Origin of the sequence: Nannocystis sp. RBIL2 (assembly GCF_026626745.1) — a bacterium.
Classification (GTDB): domain Bacteria; phylum Myxococcota_A; class Polyangia; order Nannocystales; family Nannocystaceae; genus Nannocystis.
In genome coordinates this window covers 5885142-5902098 of record NZ_JAPNJW010000002.1, presented here as the reverse complement: position 1 = coordinate 5902098, position 16957 = coordinate 5885142, and the positions used below count along the sequence as shown (strand labels likewise).

The 16957-nt window shown below is 71.7% G+C and carries 14 protein-coding genes; 9 read left to right on the top strand and 5 right to left on the bottom strand.

All coding sequences use genetic code 11. The features are described from left to right. The first annotated feature begins 29 nt into the window (after positions 1–29). The 3 genes from OV090_RS48210 (at position 30) to OV090_RS48200 (ending at position 3070) form a co-directional block, all read left to right on the top strand. Positions 30–1511 (top strand): PLP-dependent aminotransferase family protein, encoded by a 1482-nt coding sequence (locus tag OV090_RS48210; RefSeq protein WP_267711876.1) that lies wholly within the window; start codon positions 30–32, stop codon positions 1509–1511. A gap of 247 nt (positions 1512–1758) precedes the next feature. Beyond that, on the top strand, positions 1759–2463 hold the full coding sequence (gene pepE, locus OV090_RS48205; RefSeq protein WP_267711875.1) for a dipeptidase PepE: 705 nt from the start codon (positions 1759–1761) through the stop codon (positions 2461–2463). Positions 2464–2485: 22 nt separating this feature from the next. Next, positions 2486–3070: a hypothetical protein gene (locus OV090_RS48200; protein ID WP_267711874.1), complete on the top strand. Its 585-nt coding sequence runs from the start codon at positions 2486–2488 to the stop codon at positions 3068–3070. A 201-nt stretch (positions 3071–3271) separates the two neighbouring features. Here the strand turns inward: OV090_RS48200 and OV090_RS48195 are convergent, their stop codons facing one another. Continuing rightward, complete coding sequence (locus tag OV090_RS48195; RefSeq protein WP_267711873.1) at positions 3272–3763, bottom strand: hypothetical protein; 492 nt, start codon at positions 3761–3763, stop codon at positions 3272–3274. Between the two features lie 195 nt (positions 3764–3958). Here OV090_RS48195 and OV090_RS48190 point away from each other — a divergent pair, with 195 nt between their 5' ends. Further along, complete coding sequence (locus tag OV090_RS48190; RefSeq protein WP_267711872.1) at positions 3959–4828, top strand: SDR family oxidoreductase; 870 nt, start codon at positions 3959–3961, stop codon at positions 4826–4828. Between the two features lie 91 nt (positions 4829–4919). Here OV090_RS48190 and OV090_RS48185 read toward each other — a convergent pair whose 3' ends face one another. Both OV090_RS48185 and OV090_RS48180 read right to left on the bottom strand, forming a co-directional pair. Then, positions 4920–8033: a CusA/CzcA family heavy metal efflux RND transporter gene (locus OV090_RS48185; protein WP_267711871.1), complete on the bottom strand. Its 3114-nt coding sequence runs from the start codon at positions 8031–8033 to the stop codon at positions 4920–4922. Positions 8034–8054: 21 nt separating this feature from the next. Beyond that, a complete protein-coding gene (locus tag OV090_RS48180) occupies positions 8055–9251 on the bottom strand; it encodes an efflux RND transporter periplasmic adaptor subunit (RefSeq protein WP_267711870.1) in 1197 nt (398 codons plus the stop codon). A 291-nt stretch (positions 9252–9542) separates the two neighbouring features. Here OV090_RS48180 and OV090_RS48175 point away from each other — a divergent pair, with 291 nt between their 5' ends. Beyond that, on the top strand, positions 9543–10988 hold the full coding sequence (locus OV090_RS48175) for a TolC family protein (protein ID WP_267711868.1): 1446 nt from the start codon (positions 9543–9545) through the stop codon (positions 10986–10988). A gap of 315 nt (positions 10989–11303) precedes the next feature. Here OV090_RS48175 and OV090_RS48170 read toward each other — a convergent pair whose 3' ends face one another. Both OV090_RS48170 and OV090_RS48165 read right to left on the bottom strand, forming a co-directional pair. Next, entirely contained in the window at positions 11304–12335 is a 1032-nt protein-coding gene (locus OV090_RS48170; RefSeq protein WP_267711867.1) for a DUF72 domain-containing protein, read from the bottom strand. A gap of 75 nt (positions 12336–12410) precedes the next feature. Continuing rightward, on the bottom strand, positions 12411–13040 hold the full coding sequence (locus tag OV090_RS48165) for a DUF938 domain-containing protein (protein ID WP_267711866.1): 630 nt from the start codon (positions 13038–13040) through the stop codon (positions 12411–12413). Positions 13041–13187: 147 nt separating this feature from the next. Here OV090_RS48165 and OV090_RS48160 point away from each other — a divergent pair, with 147 nt between their 5' ends. The 4 genes from OV090_RS48160 (at position 13188) to OV090_RS48145 (ending at position 16944) form a co-directional block, all read left to right on the top strand. After that, a complete protein-coding gene (locus tag OV090_RS48160) occupies positions 13188–14135 on the top strand; it encodes a hypothetical protein (RefSeq protein WP_267711865.1) in 948 nt (315 codons plus the stop codon). Positions 14136–14409: 274 nt separating this feature from the next. Then, positions 14410–15372 carry a hypothetical protein gene (locus OV090_RS48155; protein ID WP_267711863.1) on the top strand — a complete coding sequence of 321 codons (963 nt, stop codon included), beginning with the start codon at positions 14410–14412 and terminating at the stop codon, positions 15370–15372. 36 nt (positions 15373–15408) lie between these two features. Then, positions 15409–16437: an NAD-dependent epimerase/dehydratase family protein gene (locus tag OV090_RS48150; protein WP_267711862.1), complete on the top strand. Its 1029-nt coding sequence runs from the start codon at positions 15409–15411 to the stop codon at positions 16435–16437. 51 nt (positions 16438–16488) lie between these two features. Then, complete coding sequence (locus OV090_RS48145; RefSeq protein WP_267711861.1) at positions 16489–16944, top strand: hypothetical protein; 456 nt, start codon at positions 16489–16491, stop codon at positions 16942–16944. The last annotated feature ends 13 nt before the right edge of the window (positions 16945–16957 follow it).

Genomic DNA, 16957 nt, shown 5'->3' with positions numbered 1-16957 from the left:
CTGGTCCATGAAAAAGGTCCAGTTCTTTCATGTCGACTAGACCAGTTCGGCCGTGGCAGATCGCCGTCGACCTCGACCCTGCCGGCGATCTGCCGCTGTTCGTGCAGATCGCCCACGCCGTCTCGGCCGACATCCGGCGCGGCCGCCTGCGCCCCGGCGACCCGCTGCCGGGCAGCCGCCGCCTCGCCGAGGACCTCGGCGTCCACCGCAACACCGTCCTCGCCGCCTACCGCGAGCTCGAGTCCGAGGGGTGGATCGACAGCGCCCAGGCCCGCGGCACCTTCGTCTCGCGCACCCTGCCCGAGCCCACCCCACGACGCGCCGGCCAGGCGCTGCGCACCGGCGTCCCGGCCAAACCCGCGTTCGACCTCGCGCCCGGGCCCGAGGGCTACTTCCCGATGCCGCGCACCCCGGGCCTGCTCGCCCTGCCCGGCGGCGTGCCCGACCTGCGCCTCGTGCCCGCGGCCAGCCTCGCTCGCGCCTATCGCCGCGCCCTCGCCCGCCCCGACCTGCTCGGCTACGGCGACCCGCGCGGCCTCGTCGACCTGCGCCGCGTCCTCGCCGACATGCTCGCCGCCACCCGCGGCCTGGCCTGCGGCGAGGACGACCTGATCGTCACTCGCGGCAGCCAGATGGCCCTCTCTCTGGTCGCCCGCGCCCTCCTGCGCCCCGGCGACGTCGTCGCGGTCGAGGACCCCGGCTATCGCCCCGCGTGGGAGGCCCTGCGCCTCACCGGCGCCCGCCTCGTCCCGATCGCCGCCGACGCCGGCGGCCTCGACGTCGACGCCCTCGCCGCCTTGCTCGCGCGCGAGCCGGTGCGCGCCGTCTACACCACCCCGCATCATCAATACCCGACCACGGTCACCCTCGCCGCCGGTCGCCGCTTGCAGCTCCTGGCGCTCGCCCGCACCCACCGCATGGCGATCCTCGAGGACGACTACGACCACGAATTCCACTACGAGGGCCGCCCCGTGCTCCCGCTCGCCAGCGGCGACGCGGCCGGCTCCGTCGTCTATATCGGCACATTATCCAAGGTGCTCGCGCCGGGGTTGCGGATCGGCTACTGCGTCGCCCCCCAACCATTGCTCGAGCGCGTCGTCGCGGTCCGCTCCTACACTGATCTCAACGGCGACCGCACCCTCGAGGCCGCGGCCGCCGAGCTGCTGGAGAGCGGCGAGGTCGGTCGCCACATTCGCCGCGCGCGTCGCACGTACCTCGCCCGCCGCGACGCTCTCGTGCACGCGATCGCCAACCGCCTCGGCGACGTCCTGCGCATCACCCCGCCGAGCGGCGGCATGGCCCTGTGGGCCCGCGCGCACGGCGTCGATCCTTCCGCGTGGATGCGCACCGCCCAGACCCGCGGCGTCGCGTTCCAGGTCGGCCGCCAGTTCAGCTTCGAGTCGCGCCCTCTGCCTCACCTGCGCCTCGGCTTCGCCGGCCTCGACGAGCGCGGCCTCGCCGAGGCCATCCGCCGCATGGCCCTCGCGCTCACCGACCTGCGCAAGCAATGATTGCACCGAGGTCCCCCTCTCGCGGACCCGTGCAACAGTGACTGCGCGAGTGACGTGAGGCCGCCGCGAGCCCGACCGTCGCCCACCGACCTCACCCGCCCATCGCCCTGAACGCCAGCATCGCTCTGGCAACGCCGAGCTCCCGCGAGCCAAGGACCCGGGTTCACCATCGTGCGCAGCAACCGGATGAGCGCGACTCACCACGCGACCTGCCGCCGCTGCGGCGCGCTATCCTCGGCGGGCCGCCATGACCCGCCTCCTGCTCGTCAGCAACTCCACGCTCCACGGCTCCGGCTACCTCGACCACTGCGCCGAGCTGATCGGACAGTTCCTCGGCCGCAGCGTCACTCGCGTCCTGTTCATCCCGTTCGCCCTGCGCGACCGCGACGCCTACGCCGCCCAGGCACGCGCCCGCTTCGTCGCGCTCGGCTACCAGCTCGACAGCCTGCACGAGGCCGCCGACCCGCGCGCCGCGGTGCAGGCCGCCGAGGCGGTGTTCACCGGCGGCGGCAACACCTTCCGCCTGCTGCACCAGCTCTATTCTCTCGACGTGCTCGCGCCGCTGCGCGAACGTGTCCTTTCGGACATGCCGTACATCGGCTCCTCGGCCGGCTCGAACATCGCCGGCCTGACGATCGGCACCACCAACGACATGCCGATCGTCGAGCCGCCGAGCTTCCGCGCGCTCGGCCTGGTGCCGTTCAACCTGAACCCGCACTACCTCGACCCCGACCCCGGCTCGACGCACATGGGCGAGACCCGCGAGAAGCGGATCGAGCAATTCCACGAGGAGAACCCGCAGCCGGTGGTGGGCCTGCGCGAGGGCTCGCTGCTGCGCCGCGAGGGTGCGCGGCTCAGCCTGCTGGGCGTGACCGGCGCCCGGATCTTCCGCCAGGGCCAGAGGCCCGCGGAGGTGCCCCCCGGCGCCGACCTGAGCGAACTCCTCGCCTGAGGGGTGCTATTTAAAAATGGCCATGTCCGCCGTGTACTACCGGGTCGAGTTCGCCGGACCACGCTTCATCACAGTCGACCGCCTCGGCGACCCTCCCGGCTGGTCGCTGCGCGTCGACGCCACCGAGGGCCTCGAGTCGCTGCACCCGCGCGGGTGGGTCCGCGCCCTCGGCGACGACCTCGTGCTCCTCTTCACCGAGGGCGAGCACGCCCGCACCGGCGCCGCCTATCACCACAAGATCCACCGCCTCACCCGCGACGGCCGCCTGTTGTGGTCGCTGCGCGCCCGCCCGGTCGGCGACCCTGTCCTCCACGGCGGCTACCTGCTCGTCCCCGCCGCGCCGGTGGCCCCGCGCACGCCCGAGGACGACGTCCCGCCGCTGCAGCTGCAGGTCCGCGACCCCGAGACCGGCGCCCTGCTCGCCAGCTTTCCGATTCAGGCGCCCACCGTCCTCCGCAGCGCCTACCGCCACGCCGCCCGCGCCCTGGGTGCCCACCTCAGCCCCGGGCCCCACGGCGTCCACGTGGCAGTGTCCGCGTGGTTCACCGGCCCGCTCGCCCCGCCCCGCGGCGCGGGCGCGTTCGACGTCCTGCTGACCCTCGATTAGCCTGTCCGCAAGGACAGGTCGCAGGCAGCGAGAAACCTGTCCTCCAGGACATGTCGAGGCGCAACCTTCGAGACGCAACCAGCGTGGTGCCGGCGCACGAGGAGGCCGAGTGCGCCGCACGGTTTGGCTCGCTGCCGGCGAGCTCGGCACCTGTATTCTCCACTCCATGTCCATTCGGACATGCCCTTCAGGGCATGTCGTTCAGTCATCCGGAGCGCTGCCGGCGAACTCGCCCCAGCGGGGCAGGTCGAGCATGAGTCCGGCCTTGCGGCAGCGGCCGCGCCACTGGCGGAGGTGTGACTCGAGCTGCTCGCGCTCGCGCTCGAGCTCGGCCAGCTTGGCGGGGGCGGGGGCCTTGCGCAGCTCCCCCGCGCGGCGCTGGAGGGCCTCTCCGCGGCCGACCAGCTCGCGGTCGCGCACCGCCAGGCGTTCGCGCGCCGCGTAGAAGTGGTCGGCCCCGCCCTCGTCCTCGTCGTCGCGGTCGTAGTCCGCGGGGTCGGCCTCGTCGACCTCGCGGACCAGCCGCTGCAGCTCGGCCCGCAGCCGCTCGCGCTCGCGCTCGACCTGCGCCACCTGGACCACGAACGCCGCCCGCGAGCCGCGGAAGTCGCGGGTGATGCTGCGCTCGACCGCCTCGCGCCGGCGGAGCAGCGCCTCGCCGTCGGCCATCAGCTCGTCCTCGATCGCGGTCATCGCCGACCTCGCGCATCACATGTCTCTGGGGACATGTCGGGGACATCACCGCGGGGGCGCGGCGGGCGAGCGGCGGGTCGGTGCGACGCGGGCATGACCCTCCAGTTGTAGCGGATCTGCGGGCCGGTCGGCGCCGCGCGCGGGGCCTTTCGCCCCCGTGGCGCCGGCAGGGTCGCTCTGCTATGGGTCCGCGCCATGACGATGCAAGGCAAACACGTGCTGATCACGGGCGGCAACACCGGGATCGGCAAGGCCACCGCGATCGAGCTGGCGCGCCAGGGCGCGGCGATCACGATCACCTCGCGCGACGCCGCCAAGGGCGAGGCCGCCGTCGCCGACATCAAGCGGCAGAGCGGCTCCGACGCCGTCGAGGTCATGCGCCTCGACCTCGCCTCGCTGGCCGACGTGCGCCGGTTCGCCGCCGAGTACCTCGCCGGCCACGCGCGCCTCGACGTCCTCGTCAACAACGCCGGCCTCGTGCAGGGCGACCGCGGCGAGACTGCCGACGGCTTCGAGACCACCTTCGCGGTCAATCACCTCGGCCACTTCCTGCTCACGCACCTGCTGCTCGACCGCCTGAAGCAGAGCGCGCCCTCGCGGATCGTCGTCCTCGCCTCCGACGCCCACCGCGCCGCCCGCGGGCTCGACTTCGACGACCTCCAGGCCCGCCGCAAGTACAGCGCCTTCCCCGTCTACTGCCGCTCCAAGCTGGCCAACCTCCTCTTCGTGCTCGAGCTCGCCGAGCGCCTGCGCGGCACCGGCGTCACCGTCAACGCGGTCCACCCCGGCGTCGTCGCCTCCGGCTTCGCCCTCGACGGCGACACCCGCGGCGTCACCCGCTTCCTCGTCGGCCTCGCCCAGCGCTTCATGATCACCCCCGAGCAGGGCGCTCGCACCTCGATCTACGCCGCCAGCGCCCCCGAGCTCGCGGGCACCAGCGGCCTGTACTTCGTCAAGTCGAAGCAGGCCCGCCCGACCCGCTACGCCCTCGACCGCGCCGCTGCCCTCCGCCTGTGGGAGGTCTCCGAGCAGCTCACCGGCACCGCCAAGTCGGCCGCGGCCTGACCTTCGGGACAGGTCACAGAGCCCGCCCGAAAGCAGCGAGACCGGACGCGCCGCGGGGCCCGTCCGGTCTCGTCGTGTGTGCCCCGGCTGCTTACGAGCGCTCGAGGCCGTGGTGCGGCCCGGCGTGGTTCTCGGGCGTCACTCGCTGCTCGCGGCGGAGCGTCATCTTGAGGATGGCCGGCAGCAGGAACATCGTCATCAGCGTCGACGCGAAGATGCCGAACACCACCGTGGTGGCCAGCGGGCGCTGCACCTCGGAGCCGGCGCCGGTGGCCAGGGCCATCGGCAGGAAGCCGAGGGCCGCGACCGCGCCGGTGGTGAGCACCGCGCGCATCGTGTGCACCGCGCCCTTGACCAGCGCCTTGTCGAACGGGTGGCCCTCGTCGATCGCGTGGCGCACGTCGTTGGCCATGACCACCCCGTTGAGCACCGCCACGCCGGCGAGGGCGATGAAGCCGACCGCCGCCGGGATGCTGAACGCCATGTCGCGGATGATGAGGCCGACGAAGCCGCCGATCAGCGCGAACGGCACGATCGCGAACACCGCCGTCGCGTAGCGGATGTCGCCGAAGTTCCAGAGCAGCATGCCGAAGATCAGCATCAGGCAGATCGGCACGACCACCGCGAGGCGCTTCGACGCGCGCTCGAAGTTCTCGAACTGACCCGCCCACTCGACCTTGTACCCGGGCGTGATCTCGACCTTCTCGCTGACCGCCGCCTGGGCGTCGGTGACCCACGACAGCAGGTCGCGGCCGCGCAGGTTGACCTCGACGCGGACCACGCGGACCCGGTTCTTGCGCCGGATCTGCGCCGGCCCCTCGGCCTCGACGATCGTCGCCACCTCGGACAGCGGTACGCGGTGGCCGTCGATCGTCTCGACGAACAGGTCGCCGAGCGCCTCCGGCACCGGCGCGCGCGGCGGGATCAGGAGGCGCGCGTCGAACCGGCGGATGCCCTCGTAGACCAGGCCGAAGGTCTTGCCGACGCGGGCGGTCTCGATCGCCAGCAGCGCGTCCTGCATGCTGACGCCGTAGCGGGCCAGGCGGGCCCGGTCGGGCCGCACGGTCAGCTCGGGCATGCCGAGCACCTGCTCGACGCGGAGGTCGCCGGTGCCCTCGATCGGCCGGACTGCATCCGCGATCTTGCCGGCGATGTTCTTGAGCTCGAGCAGGTCGTTGCCGGCGACCACGATCTGGATGTCGGCGCGCGAACCGCTGATGATCTCGTTGTTGCGGTCCTCGATCGGCTGCGACACCGCGACGAAGGTGCCGGGCACCTGCGACTCGATGTCGTTCTTGAGGATCACGCTGAGGTCGTCGAGGTCGTGTGCGGTGGTCCACTGCTCCTTGGGCAGCAGCGGGATCGAGATCTCGGTGCGGTCCTTGCCTACCGGCTCGATCGCCACCTCGGCGCGGCCGGTCATCGTCAGCGTCTTGAGGATCTCCGGGTACTTGAGGAGGATCGCCTGCGTCTGATAGTCGAGGCGCTTGGCCTCCTCGAGGTTGATCGACGGCGGGCGGCGGATGCTGACCACCATGTCGCCCTCGTCGATGCGCGGCACGAAGTCGGCGCCCTTCTCCTTGAAGATGTAGCCGGACACGAGCAGCGCCGCGGCGGCGCCGAGGATCAGCGGCCAGCGCAGGCGGACCGCGTGCGGCACCGCGCGCTTGTAGCCGCGCGCGATCGGGTTGAGCCAGCGCGCGCCCTCCTTCTTCAGCGGCGGCACGAACAGGGCCAGCAGGGCCGGCAGGAACACCACCGAGTAGATGAGCGCGCCGAGCAGCGCGAACGCCATCGTCGTGGCCATCGGCTTGAACAACCGGCCCTCGACCCCTTCGAGGCTGAGCAGCGGGATGTACACCAGCATGATGATCGCCACCGCGAACGCGACCGGGCGCATCACCGCGCCGATGGACGTGTTGTAGGCCTGCGCCCGCTCCTCGCGGGACATCTGCTGGCCGACGTAAGTGGCGATCAGCGCCTCGAGCACGACGATCGGGCCGTCGACGAGGAAGCCGAAGTCGATCGCGCCGAGCGACATCAGGTCGCCGGCGATCCCGGCCCAGTGCATGCCGAACAGCGCCACCGACATCGAGGCCGGGATGCCGAGCACGCACACGAGCGCGCCGCGGACCGTGCCGAGGAACAGCACCAGGACGATGAACACCACCAAGGCGCCCTCGGCGAGGTTCTTGAGCACCGTCGCCAGGGTGCGCTCGACGAAGTTCGCGCGGTCGTACACCGCCTCGATCACCACGCCCGCGGGCAGGTCGGCCTGGATCTCCGCCACCCGGTCCTTGACCGCGTAGATGACGTCGCGGCTGTTCGAGCCCAGCAGCATCATGATGATGCCCGCGACCGCCTCGTCCTCGCCGTTGAAGGTGACGACGCCGTGGCGCAGGGCCGAGCCGTCGCGCACCTCGGCGACGTGGCGGACCAGCACCGGCTGACCCTCCGAGACCTTGAGGACCACGTTGCCGATGTCCTCGATGCTGGTGAACGTGCCGACCGCGCGCAGCGTGAAGCTCTCGGCAGTGCGGTCGATGTAGCCGCCGGACACGATCGCGTTCGAGCCGGTCAGCGTCTCGCTGAGCTCGCGGATCGTCAGCCCGTAGGCCGCGAGGCGGTCGGGCTGGACGATCACCTGGTACTGCTTCAGGTCGCCGCCGATCGAGTTGACCTCGATGACGCCGGGCACCCCGCGCAGGCGCGGCACGATCTCCCACTCGAGCATCGTCCGCAGCTGCTTGCGCGTGTGCACCGGCGAGCGGACCACGAACTGGAAGATCTCGCCGAGGCCGGTCGACAGCGGCGCCAGGATCGGCGTCTGGATCGTCGCGGGCAGGTCGCCCTTGGCCTGCAGCATGCGTTCGAACACCAGCTGGCGCGCGAACCACGGGTCGGTGCCGTCGCGGAAGACGACGGTGATCGACGAGATGTCGGCGCGGGAGATCGAGCGCAGCTCGTCGAGCCCGGGGACGCCGTTGAGGGCGTTCTCCATCGGGAAGGTGACGTTGCGCTCGACCTCGAGGGCCGACATGCCGGGCGCCTCGGTGATGACCGTGACCTGGATCGTCGAGATGTCGGGCAGCGCGTCGATCGGCAGGTTCTTGGCCGCGATCGCCCCGGCCACCAGCAAGGCGGCGAGCAGGCCGGCCATCAGGTAGCGCAGGCGGATGGAGATATCGATGAGTGCGCCCAGCATGGGAGTCTCCTCGGCGCCTCGCTAGCGGAACAGCTCGGACTTGAGGGCGAACACTCCCTCGGTGACGATGCGCTCGCCGGGCTCGAGGCCCTTCTTGATCTCGACCAGGTCGGGGCCCTGGGCGCCGATCTCGATCGTGCGCGGCATGACGGCGCGCTCGCCGACCTCGACGAACACCGTGGGCTTGCCGTCGACCTGCACCATCGCCTTGCGCGGGATCGCCAGCGCCTGCTTGCGCGCCGCGCCGGGCCGGATCCTCGCGTTGACCGCCTGACCGACGCGCAGCTTGCCGGCCTCGTTCGGGACCACCACGCGCACCTCGGCGCTGCGAGTCACCGGGTCGAGCACCGTGCTGACGAACGTCACCGTGCCGGTCAGCACCTCGTCGGGCGTCACCTGCGACGAGATCTCGACCGAGTCGCCGACGCGGATGTTGACCACCTCGCCCTCGAACACGCTGAGGCGCACCCACAGCGTGCTGCGGTCGGCGATCGTGAAGGCCGTGTAGCTCGGCTCGACCGCCTGGCCGCGGAACACTCGCACGCGGACCACGTCGCCCTCGATCGGCGAGGTCAGCGACATCACGCCGAGCGCCGCCTTTTCGGACGACCCGCCGCCCAGCGCCTGCACGCGCTGCTTGGCCGCCCGCAGCTCGGCGCTGGCGACCGACACCTCGGCGCTGGCCAGGTCGGCCGCGCGCTGCGAGGCGATGCCCTCCTGCAGCAGCCGTCGCTTGCGCTCCTTGTCGCGCTCGGCCAGCTCCGCCTTGGCGACCACGGCCGAGATCTCGGCCTGGGCCTTGCCGAGCTCCGCGCTGTCGAGCGTGGCCAGGATGTCGCCGGTCTCGACCTTCGTGCCCTCGATGACCTTGACCTCCTTGACGCGCCCGGAGATGCGCGAGCCGACCTCGGCGATCCGCAGCTCGTCGAACTCGAGCACGCCGGTCACGTGGACCACCGGCGACACCTCGGTCATCTCGACGGTGCCGCTCTGCAGCGCCGCCTTCTCGGCGAACACCTCGGGCAGCTTGATCACGCCGTCCTCGAAGTACGGCAGCTCCGGCGGCTTGGTCGCGGCGTCGGCCTCGGCGGCCTCCCCGTGGTTGCAGCCGAGCGGCGTCGCGACCGCGAAGACGAACATGAGCACGAACCAGCGTCGCGCGTGGTCGAGGAGGATCAGCCAGCGCGAGGCTCGACCGGGGTCAGAGGAATTGCTCATCACGACACGTCCTGGGAGTCTTTTAATCCGCGCGCCACACCCGTGCGCGAGCGTGGCGCAGGGCCCGGCGAGGCGAGGACGAATCTCCCCCCGAAAAAGGCCCTGGGATGGTGTTTCAAACACCATTGCTTACATTACGGGGCCTTCATGTCAAGGTTTCGCCCGCCCCCAAAGCGCTCACGCCGTGCCCAAACTCTCGGGCTGTACAAGGTCCTTGGCAACCTCGGACCCCGCGTGTAAGAGTCCGCGGGCTTGACAGCGCGCGACGAACTCGTCCGCACTCCGATTCGCATGCCACGCCGCACAGCTCTCATCCGGACCTCGACGATGTTCACGCTGGTCGCGGCCGTGGCCGCGGCGACGCTCGCCCCCGCGGCCGGAGCCGCGCCCGCCCCCACGCGCACCAAGCCCGCCGACGCACCCGCGCCGCTGCTCGCGCCGGTGCCGGTGCCGGCGCAGACGATCCCCGAACCCGTCGTCGCTGGTGCCCAGGTCCTGCCCCTCGACACAATTCTGAAACACGCCGAAGAGAACGCGATGCCGGTCCGCACCGCCCGCACGCGCCTCGAGCTCGGCGACGCCGCGGTCACTGGCGCCAAGCCGCTGCTGCCCGACAACCCGCAGCTGTACATCGGCATGGGCGCGCGCCTCAATCCCACCGCCGGGCCGGCGCAGTTCGAGCTCCAGGGCACGCTGCAGCAGCCGATCGAGATCGGCCGCGAACGCAGCCTCCGCATCAAGGCCGGCCGCGAGTACCGCGAGTTCCTCGACCGCGAGCTCGCGCAGGTCCGCTGGACCACGCACGCGCAGGTCCACTACGCCTACAACACCGCGCTGATCGCCAAGGAGCGGGCCCGTACCGCTGCACGCACGCAGCAGTTCGCCGAGCGCCTCCTCGACATCGCCAGCCGCCGCCAGCAGGCCGGTGAGATCTCGCGCCTGCGCGTGCGCGTGGCCGAGGGTGAGCTGGCCCGCGCGCGCCAGGCCAAGCTGGCCGCCGACCTGAATTTCCGGCTCGCGTGCATCCACCTGGCCGAGATGGCCGGCTGGCCTTCGGGACAGCTCATCGCCCCCGCCGGCGAGCTCGGCGATCCGATCAAGGTCCGCGACCCCGAGGACCTGATCGCCAACGTGCAGAAGGAGCACCCCGCGCTCAAGACCAAGGAGGCGCAGGTCGAGCTCGGCGAGGCGCGGGCCAAGTCGGCCAGGCGCGACCGCCTGCCGGAGCCGTGGATCGGCGTCTACTTCGGCCGCGAGCGCGAGCCGAACACCCCGTCGAACATCCCCGGCTCGAAGATCGTGCTCGGCATGCTCACGGTCCCGCTGCCCTTCTTCAAGCGCAACCAGCTGGCGCGGGCGCAGACCAAGGCCGAGCTGAGCGTCGCCCAGACCGAGCTCGAGGTCGTCCGCTACCAGCTGGCGCTCAACGCCCGCCGGGCCGTCGACGCCATCAACACCGCCGCCGAGCGCGTGCAGACCTACTCGCGCGAGGTCGTGCCGCGCTTCGAGGAGAACCTGCAGCTCCTTCAAAGAGCCTTCGAGCTCGGCGAGGTCGACATCATCGAGGTGTTCGTCGCCCGCGAGAATTTCTTGCGGATCCAGACCGAGGCGCTCGACGCCTACGGCACCTACTTCGACGCCATGTACACGCTCGAGACGATCATCGGCACGGAGGCGTCTACCCTCGCCTCGGCCCGTCCGACCCGCGCGTCCACCCCGCCGGCGACCGCCCGCTGACGCGCCGCCTGTCCCTCGGGACAGCCCCGCAAGAGCGCCGCGGCTTGTCTCTGCGGACAGCCGCGAGCAACAGGGCCAGCCTTGCGAGAGCAAGGCGGCCATCTCTGCGAGAGCACCGCCACCTGTCCCTGCGGACAGCCGCGCCGGAGCGCCACGACCTGTCCTTCGGGGCAGATTTCGCCGCGAAATAAACCTGTCTTTCGAGGCAGACTGCCTCCCTGCGCCCTCCGCCCGCCGATCTGCGGGCCCGCAGCCTTTCGCCGGCGTAACCCGGCCGCCCCGCGGTTTCGCCGCAAAACCTGTCCTTCGGACCAGCTAGACGCCCTGCAGCTCGGCGACGCGCCCGGCCAGCTTGGCGATCGTCCGCGGCGACGAGCCCTCGGCCTTGTTGTTGACGATCACGTAGACCGGCAGGTCGAGGTCGGTCTCGGCGCACACGCGGGCGAGCTCCTCGCGGTTGCCGGGGTCTTCGTCGACGAGGTGGTCGAACGGGTCGTAGCGGGCCTCTGCGCGCTCGTAGTTCATGCTCGGGTGCAGCATCCACCGGCACACCACGGCGGGGGCCTGGTCCTGGCGCACGCGGGTCCGCTGGGCGCGGGCCGGCGGCATGCTCGGGTAGACGTTGATGCAGTGGCACGCGCCGAACTCGGCCAGCGCGGCGGCGTAGGCGCCGGTCATCAGCTCGCGGTTGCGCAGCTCGACCGCGTAGAGCGGTCCGCGGGGCAGCCCGTCGAGGAAGCGACGCAGTCGGTCGACCAGCCAGCGGGGCCCGCCGAGCGCGCCGAAGTCCTGCGGCGCGAACTGGAACAGCAGCGGGCCCAGCGCCTCGCCGAGGCCCTCCACGGCCGGCGCGACCACGAATTCGCTGGCGTACACGGGGTCGAGGAAGCGCTCGTTGGGCTGGCCGCGGACCTTGCCGTAGCGCTGGTGCTTCGGCCACACCGCCGTCGTGCAGGCCTCGTGCGCCTTGACCAGGAAGCGGAAGTCGGCCGGCACCGCCGCCGCGTAGGCCGCGAACTCGTCGGTCCGCGGCGGCGCGTAGTACGAGCGGTCGATGCCCACCGCGCGCATCAGCGGGTGGCGCGCGTACGCGGCCAGGCCGTCGCGCGCGAGCCGCTGCTGGGAGTGCGGCAGGTCGTAGACGATCCCCGACCAGCCCGGGTAGGCCCACGAAGATGTCCCGAAGCGCAGGTTCTTCGGCAGCCGCTCGGCCAGCGCCGCCAGCTCGGCCGGGGGCGTGGCCGGCAAGATCGGCGCCGGCGTCTTCTTGCCGGCGCCGCCACGGCCGGCGCCGCCGGGGGTCGGGTCCTGCGAGGGGTCGGCGAACAGATCGAGCTGGGGAGCCATGCGCGGTTTTGCGCAGGATAGCCCCAGCTGCCCGCCCGCGCAAGCGCAGCCGACCTGCCCTGGAGGGCATGTCCTTCAGGACTTGCGAAACACCAGCGAGAAATTGTTGGCCGGCATCGCCACCAGCTCGGTGAGCCCTAGCCCGTGGGCCGCGGCCGCGGCCCGGACGTCGGCCTCGTCGCGCACGCCCCAGGCCGGGTCGCGGGCCCGCAGGCCCTCGTCGAAGGCGGCGTTGCTCGCCGCGGTGTGCTGGCCGCCGCGCTTGATGGCGCCGTACAGGTAGAGCGGCCGGCCCGGGGCCAGCACGCGCCCGGCCCCGGCCATCAGCGCCTCGCAGGCGGCCCACGGGGCGATGTGGATCATGTTGATGCACACGATCGCCTCGGCCTCGGTGACCGGCCACGGCCACGCAGTGACGTCGAGCCGCAGCGGACGCAGCAAGTTGGGCGGCCCCTCGCTCTCGACCCGCGCGGCGATCGACGCCAGCGCCTCCGGGTCGACGTCGGTCGGTTGCCACGAGACCCCAGGGAAGGCCGCCGCGAGGTACACCGCGTGCTCTCCGGTCCCGCTGGCGATTTCGAGCACGCGGCCCTGCGCGGGCAGGACCCGTGCCAACACCTCCGCGATCACCCCGCGGTTGCGGAGCGCTGCAGGAGACGACCGTGCATGGGACTGCTGCGGACGCGGTGGATCGTGAGGCTGCATCACCGCGATCGTATCTCGAGATGACAGACTCGTGGTTTTGCCGATTTGCGAGCTTCACCGCTCCGCTTCTGCGAACACGGAACGTGAGTCGGGCACCACCGGCCCGCTCGGCGCAGGGCGCGGCACGGCGTGCTATCGTCCTCGACGATGAGGTCCGGCTCGCGGCTCATGGGGCTCCTCGCGGCGTCGCTCGGCGCCGTCGCAGGCTGCCTCGTCGAGCTGAATCCGCCGGCCGACTGCGGCGACGGCTTCATCGACCTCCTCGCCCACGAGGACTGCGAGCCGGCGCTCTCCGACAGCTACGCCGACCGCTGCACCGAGCTCGGCCGGATCGCCAGCCCGGCCGCGTGCGACCCGCAGACCTGCCGCTTCGCCGAGGAGGGCTGCCTCGCCTGCGGCAACGGGGTGCTCGATCCCGGCGAGGAGTGTGACCCCGAGAACATGTCCGAACCGACATGTCCCGGAGAGGGGGTCGCGACCTGCCGCGACGACTGCACCGTCGACCGCTCGGCCTGCTCCGCCTGCGGCAACGGGGTGGTCGACGTCGACGAGGAATGCGACTTCGCCCTCGAGATCGGCGACATCGCCCTCGAGATCGACTGCGTCGAGCTCGACTCGCCGGCCGGCGTCACCCGCCGCTACGGCTCGGGCACCTCGACCCGCTGCAACAGCAAGTGCGAGTGGGACCGCTCGCGCTGCTCGTACTGCCAGAACGACAAGCTCGAGGGCGACGAGATCGCCGACGGCCTGTTCGTCGACTTCGAGCAGACCATCCAGCCGGCGCCCGAAGTGTGTGACAACCAGGAGGCCGACGAGGACGCCCTGGTCGTCCACTGCCAGAAGGCGTGCGGCAGCAACTACCGCGTCGAGTGCAAGTTCCAGTGCGCCGCCGACTGCCAGGCGTTCCAGGCCGCGGCGCTCCCCATCGACGAGCTCGAGTGCTGCACGGCCCAGGGCGAGCTCTGCCCCTACGACCAGCAGGGCAAGCTGCTGGAGGGGCGGCAGCCCTGCTGCTTCCAGTTCGCCAACCCCGACGAAGACAAGTTCTGCGAGCCGTTGCAGTTCGGCGAGCAGTTGTTCTTCGTCTGCCGCTGACGCCTCGCCGCGGTCCGGGCGCTGCTCGCTTCGGAGCGCTCGATCATCCAGGGCCTTCGTGCTCGCGCGAGCGGCGCGAGGTCACGCGCCGCGGGCGGCGATCTCGCGCCACCGGCTGCGCCGCGAACGGGTTGGGCGGAGCTCCTTCGGGGACAATGCCGCCGGGGCCGCGGTCAGGCTCCGAGCGACGCGTCGGCTTCGGCCCTCGGTCGCGTTCGGGCGCCCCCTGGCGGCCCCCCACGGCCGGTTTGCGCCGTGTGCTACCTTGTCGTCGATGCGCTCGTCGTACGCGCTGCTCGTCGCTGCCGCCCTCGCTGCGGCCGTGGGCTGCGTCATCCCGCTCGATCCGCCGCGCGACTGCGGCGACGGCTACGTCGACGAGCTCGCCGGCGAGGAGTGCGAGCCGTCGCTGGTCGGCAGCATGGTCGGCTACTGCGCCGCCGACGAGGTCCCTGCTCCCGGCGCGTGCGACCGCGACACCTGCACCTTCGACCGCGACGCCTGCACCCGCTGCGGCAACGGCGTGCTCGACCCCGGCGAGGCGTGTGACCCTGCGGACATGTCCCAACCGCCATGTCCGATCGACGGCGCCGCCCGCTGCCGCAGCGACTGCACCGTCGACCTCTCCAGCTGTCCGCGCACCTGCCGCGACGGCGTGGTCGACGTCGACCAGGGCGAGGAGTGCGACTTCGGCCCGGTGACCGACGTGACCGACAAGGGCGCGCCGATCTACATCGACTGCCGCGACCTCAACCCGCCGACCTGGCGTCCCTACGGCAGCGGGCACTCCAGCAAGTGCATCGGCTGCAAGTGGGACCGCTCCACCTGCTTCTACTGCGGCAACGCGCGCCTGGAGAGCCTCGACATCGTCGACGGCGGCCTGTTCAAGGACAAGGACCAGATGCACGCCGCCGAGCCCGAAGTGTGCGACGGCGACATCGCGCCCGACCCGCTGGCGCTGAGCGCGTTCTGCCAGGATCGCTGCGACGCCGGCGGCGCGTTGGTCGCGTGCGAGTACACCTGCAGCGACAAGTGCGACGCCTTCCTCGAGCCCGAGGGCGACGACCTCGGCTGCTGCACCCCGCGCGGGGCCCAGTGTCCCTACTACGAGGACGGCCAGATCTTCAAAGGTGGCCAGCCGTGCTGCGGCTTCGACGACAAGGGCGACCTGCCGTCCGACCCGTGCGTCGTGTCGTTCGACGCCAACAAGAACCAGATCTTGCGGACCTGCCCTTGAGCGGCTGGCGCGGGCCCGCTACAGTCCGCGCCTCGCATGTCCGAGCCTCGCGCATCTCTCGTCACCGGCGGCTGCGGCTTCCTCGGCCGCTTCCTCGTCGACGCCCTCGTCCGCCGCGGTGACAAGGTCACCGTCCTCGACCACCGCGTCGACCGCTGGCGCGACGACGTCGACTTCGTCCAGGGCGACATCTGCGACCCCGAGTTGGTCGCCCGCGCCTGCGCCGGCCAGAGCGTCGTGTTCCACAACGCCTCGCTGGTCCACACCAAGCACAGCCGAGTCGAGCAGGTCCGCGCGGTCAACATCGACGGCACCCGCAACGTCCTCGCCGCCTGTCGCAAAGGCCAGGTGCCGAAGCTCGTCTACGTCAGCTCGGCCAGCGTCGTCTACGAGGGCGAGGACATCGAGCGCGGCGACGAGAGCCTGCCCTACGCCCGCAAGTGGCTGGCCCCCTACGCCGAGACCAAGCGGATCGCCGAGGAAGAGGTCCTCAAGGCCAGCGGCACGGACGGCGTGCTGACCTGCGCGATCCGCCCGCACATGATCTTCGGGCCCGGCGACACCCGCCTGCTGCCGGCGATCCTCGCCCGCGCCAAGGCCGGCAACCTCAAGTTCACCGTCGGCGCCGGCGACCGCCTCAACGACTTCACCTACGTCAGCAACATCGTCGACTCGCTGCTGCTCGCCGACGAGCGCCTGCTGCCCGGCTCGCCGGTGTCGGGCCGCGCCTACTTCATCACCAACGGCGAGCCGATGAACTTCTGGGACTTCGTGCGCCGCGTCCTCGTCGGCCTCGGCTACCCTACCCCGCGCTTCCGGATCCCCTACGCGGTCGCCTACGCCGCCGCCGCCGCCCGCGAGACCTTCGACACCGTCGTCCGCGGCGGCACCCTCCACGCCGAAGAGGGCCTGTCGCGCTTCTCGATCCGCTACATCTGCACCCACCACTACTTCAACTACGCCCGCGCCACCGCCGACCTCGGCTATACGCCCCAGGTCCCCATGCTCGAGGGCATCCGCCGCACCGTCGAGTACTTCCGCGCCCAGGGCATGGCCGCGGTGTGAGCGAGCCTCGCCCGCTGGGCGCGCGGCTCGTCCTCCGCTAGCGTGAGTCTCGTGTCGATCTACGGCCCGCCCACCCCGCCGGTCCGCGACCACGCGCGGCGGGCCTCCGCGCACGCGACCCGGATCTTCCTCGCCCTCCTCGTCATCGGCGCGCTCACCTCCGTCGGCGTGATCGCGCTGCTCCAGTTCGGGAAGCACGGCAGCGAGCACCTCGAGGTCGAGCGGGCCGAGACGATCCGGCTCGACGCCGAGGCCCGGCAGGAGGCCATGCGCCTGCAGACCGCCGAGTTCATGCCGGCGATCCCGAGCCCGCCGAACCTCGAGATCCCGCCGCCCGTGCGCCTGCAGACCGCCGAGTCTCTGCCGCATCCCGACGACCTGCCGACGCCCGCCGAGACCGGGCGCATGCAGGTCGCAGAGCCCCTGTCCGCGCCCGTCGAGGTCGAGCGAAAATCACCGCCCGCTGCCGAGCCCGCTCGCCTGCAGACCGCCGAGCTCCTCCGCTGACGCGTCAGATCGG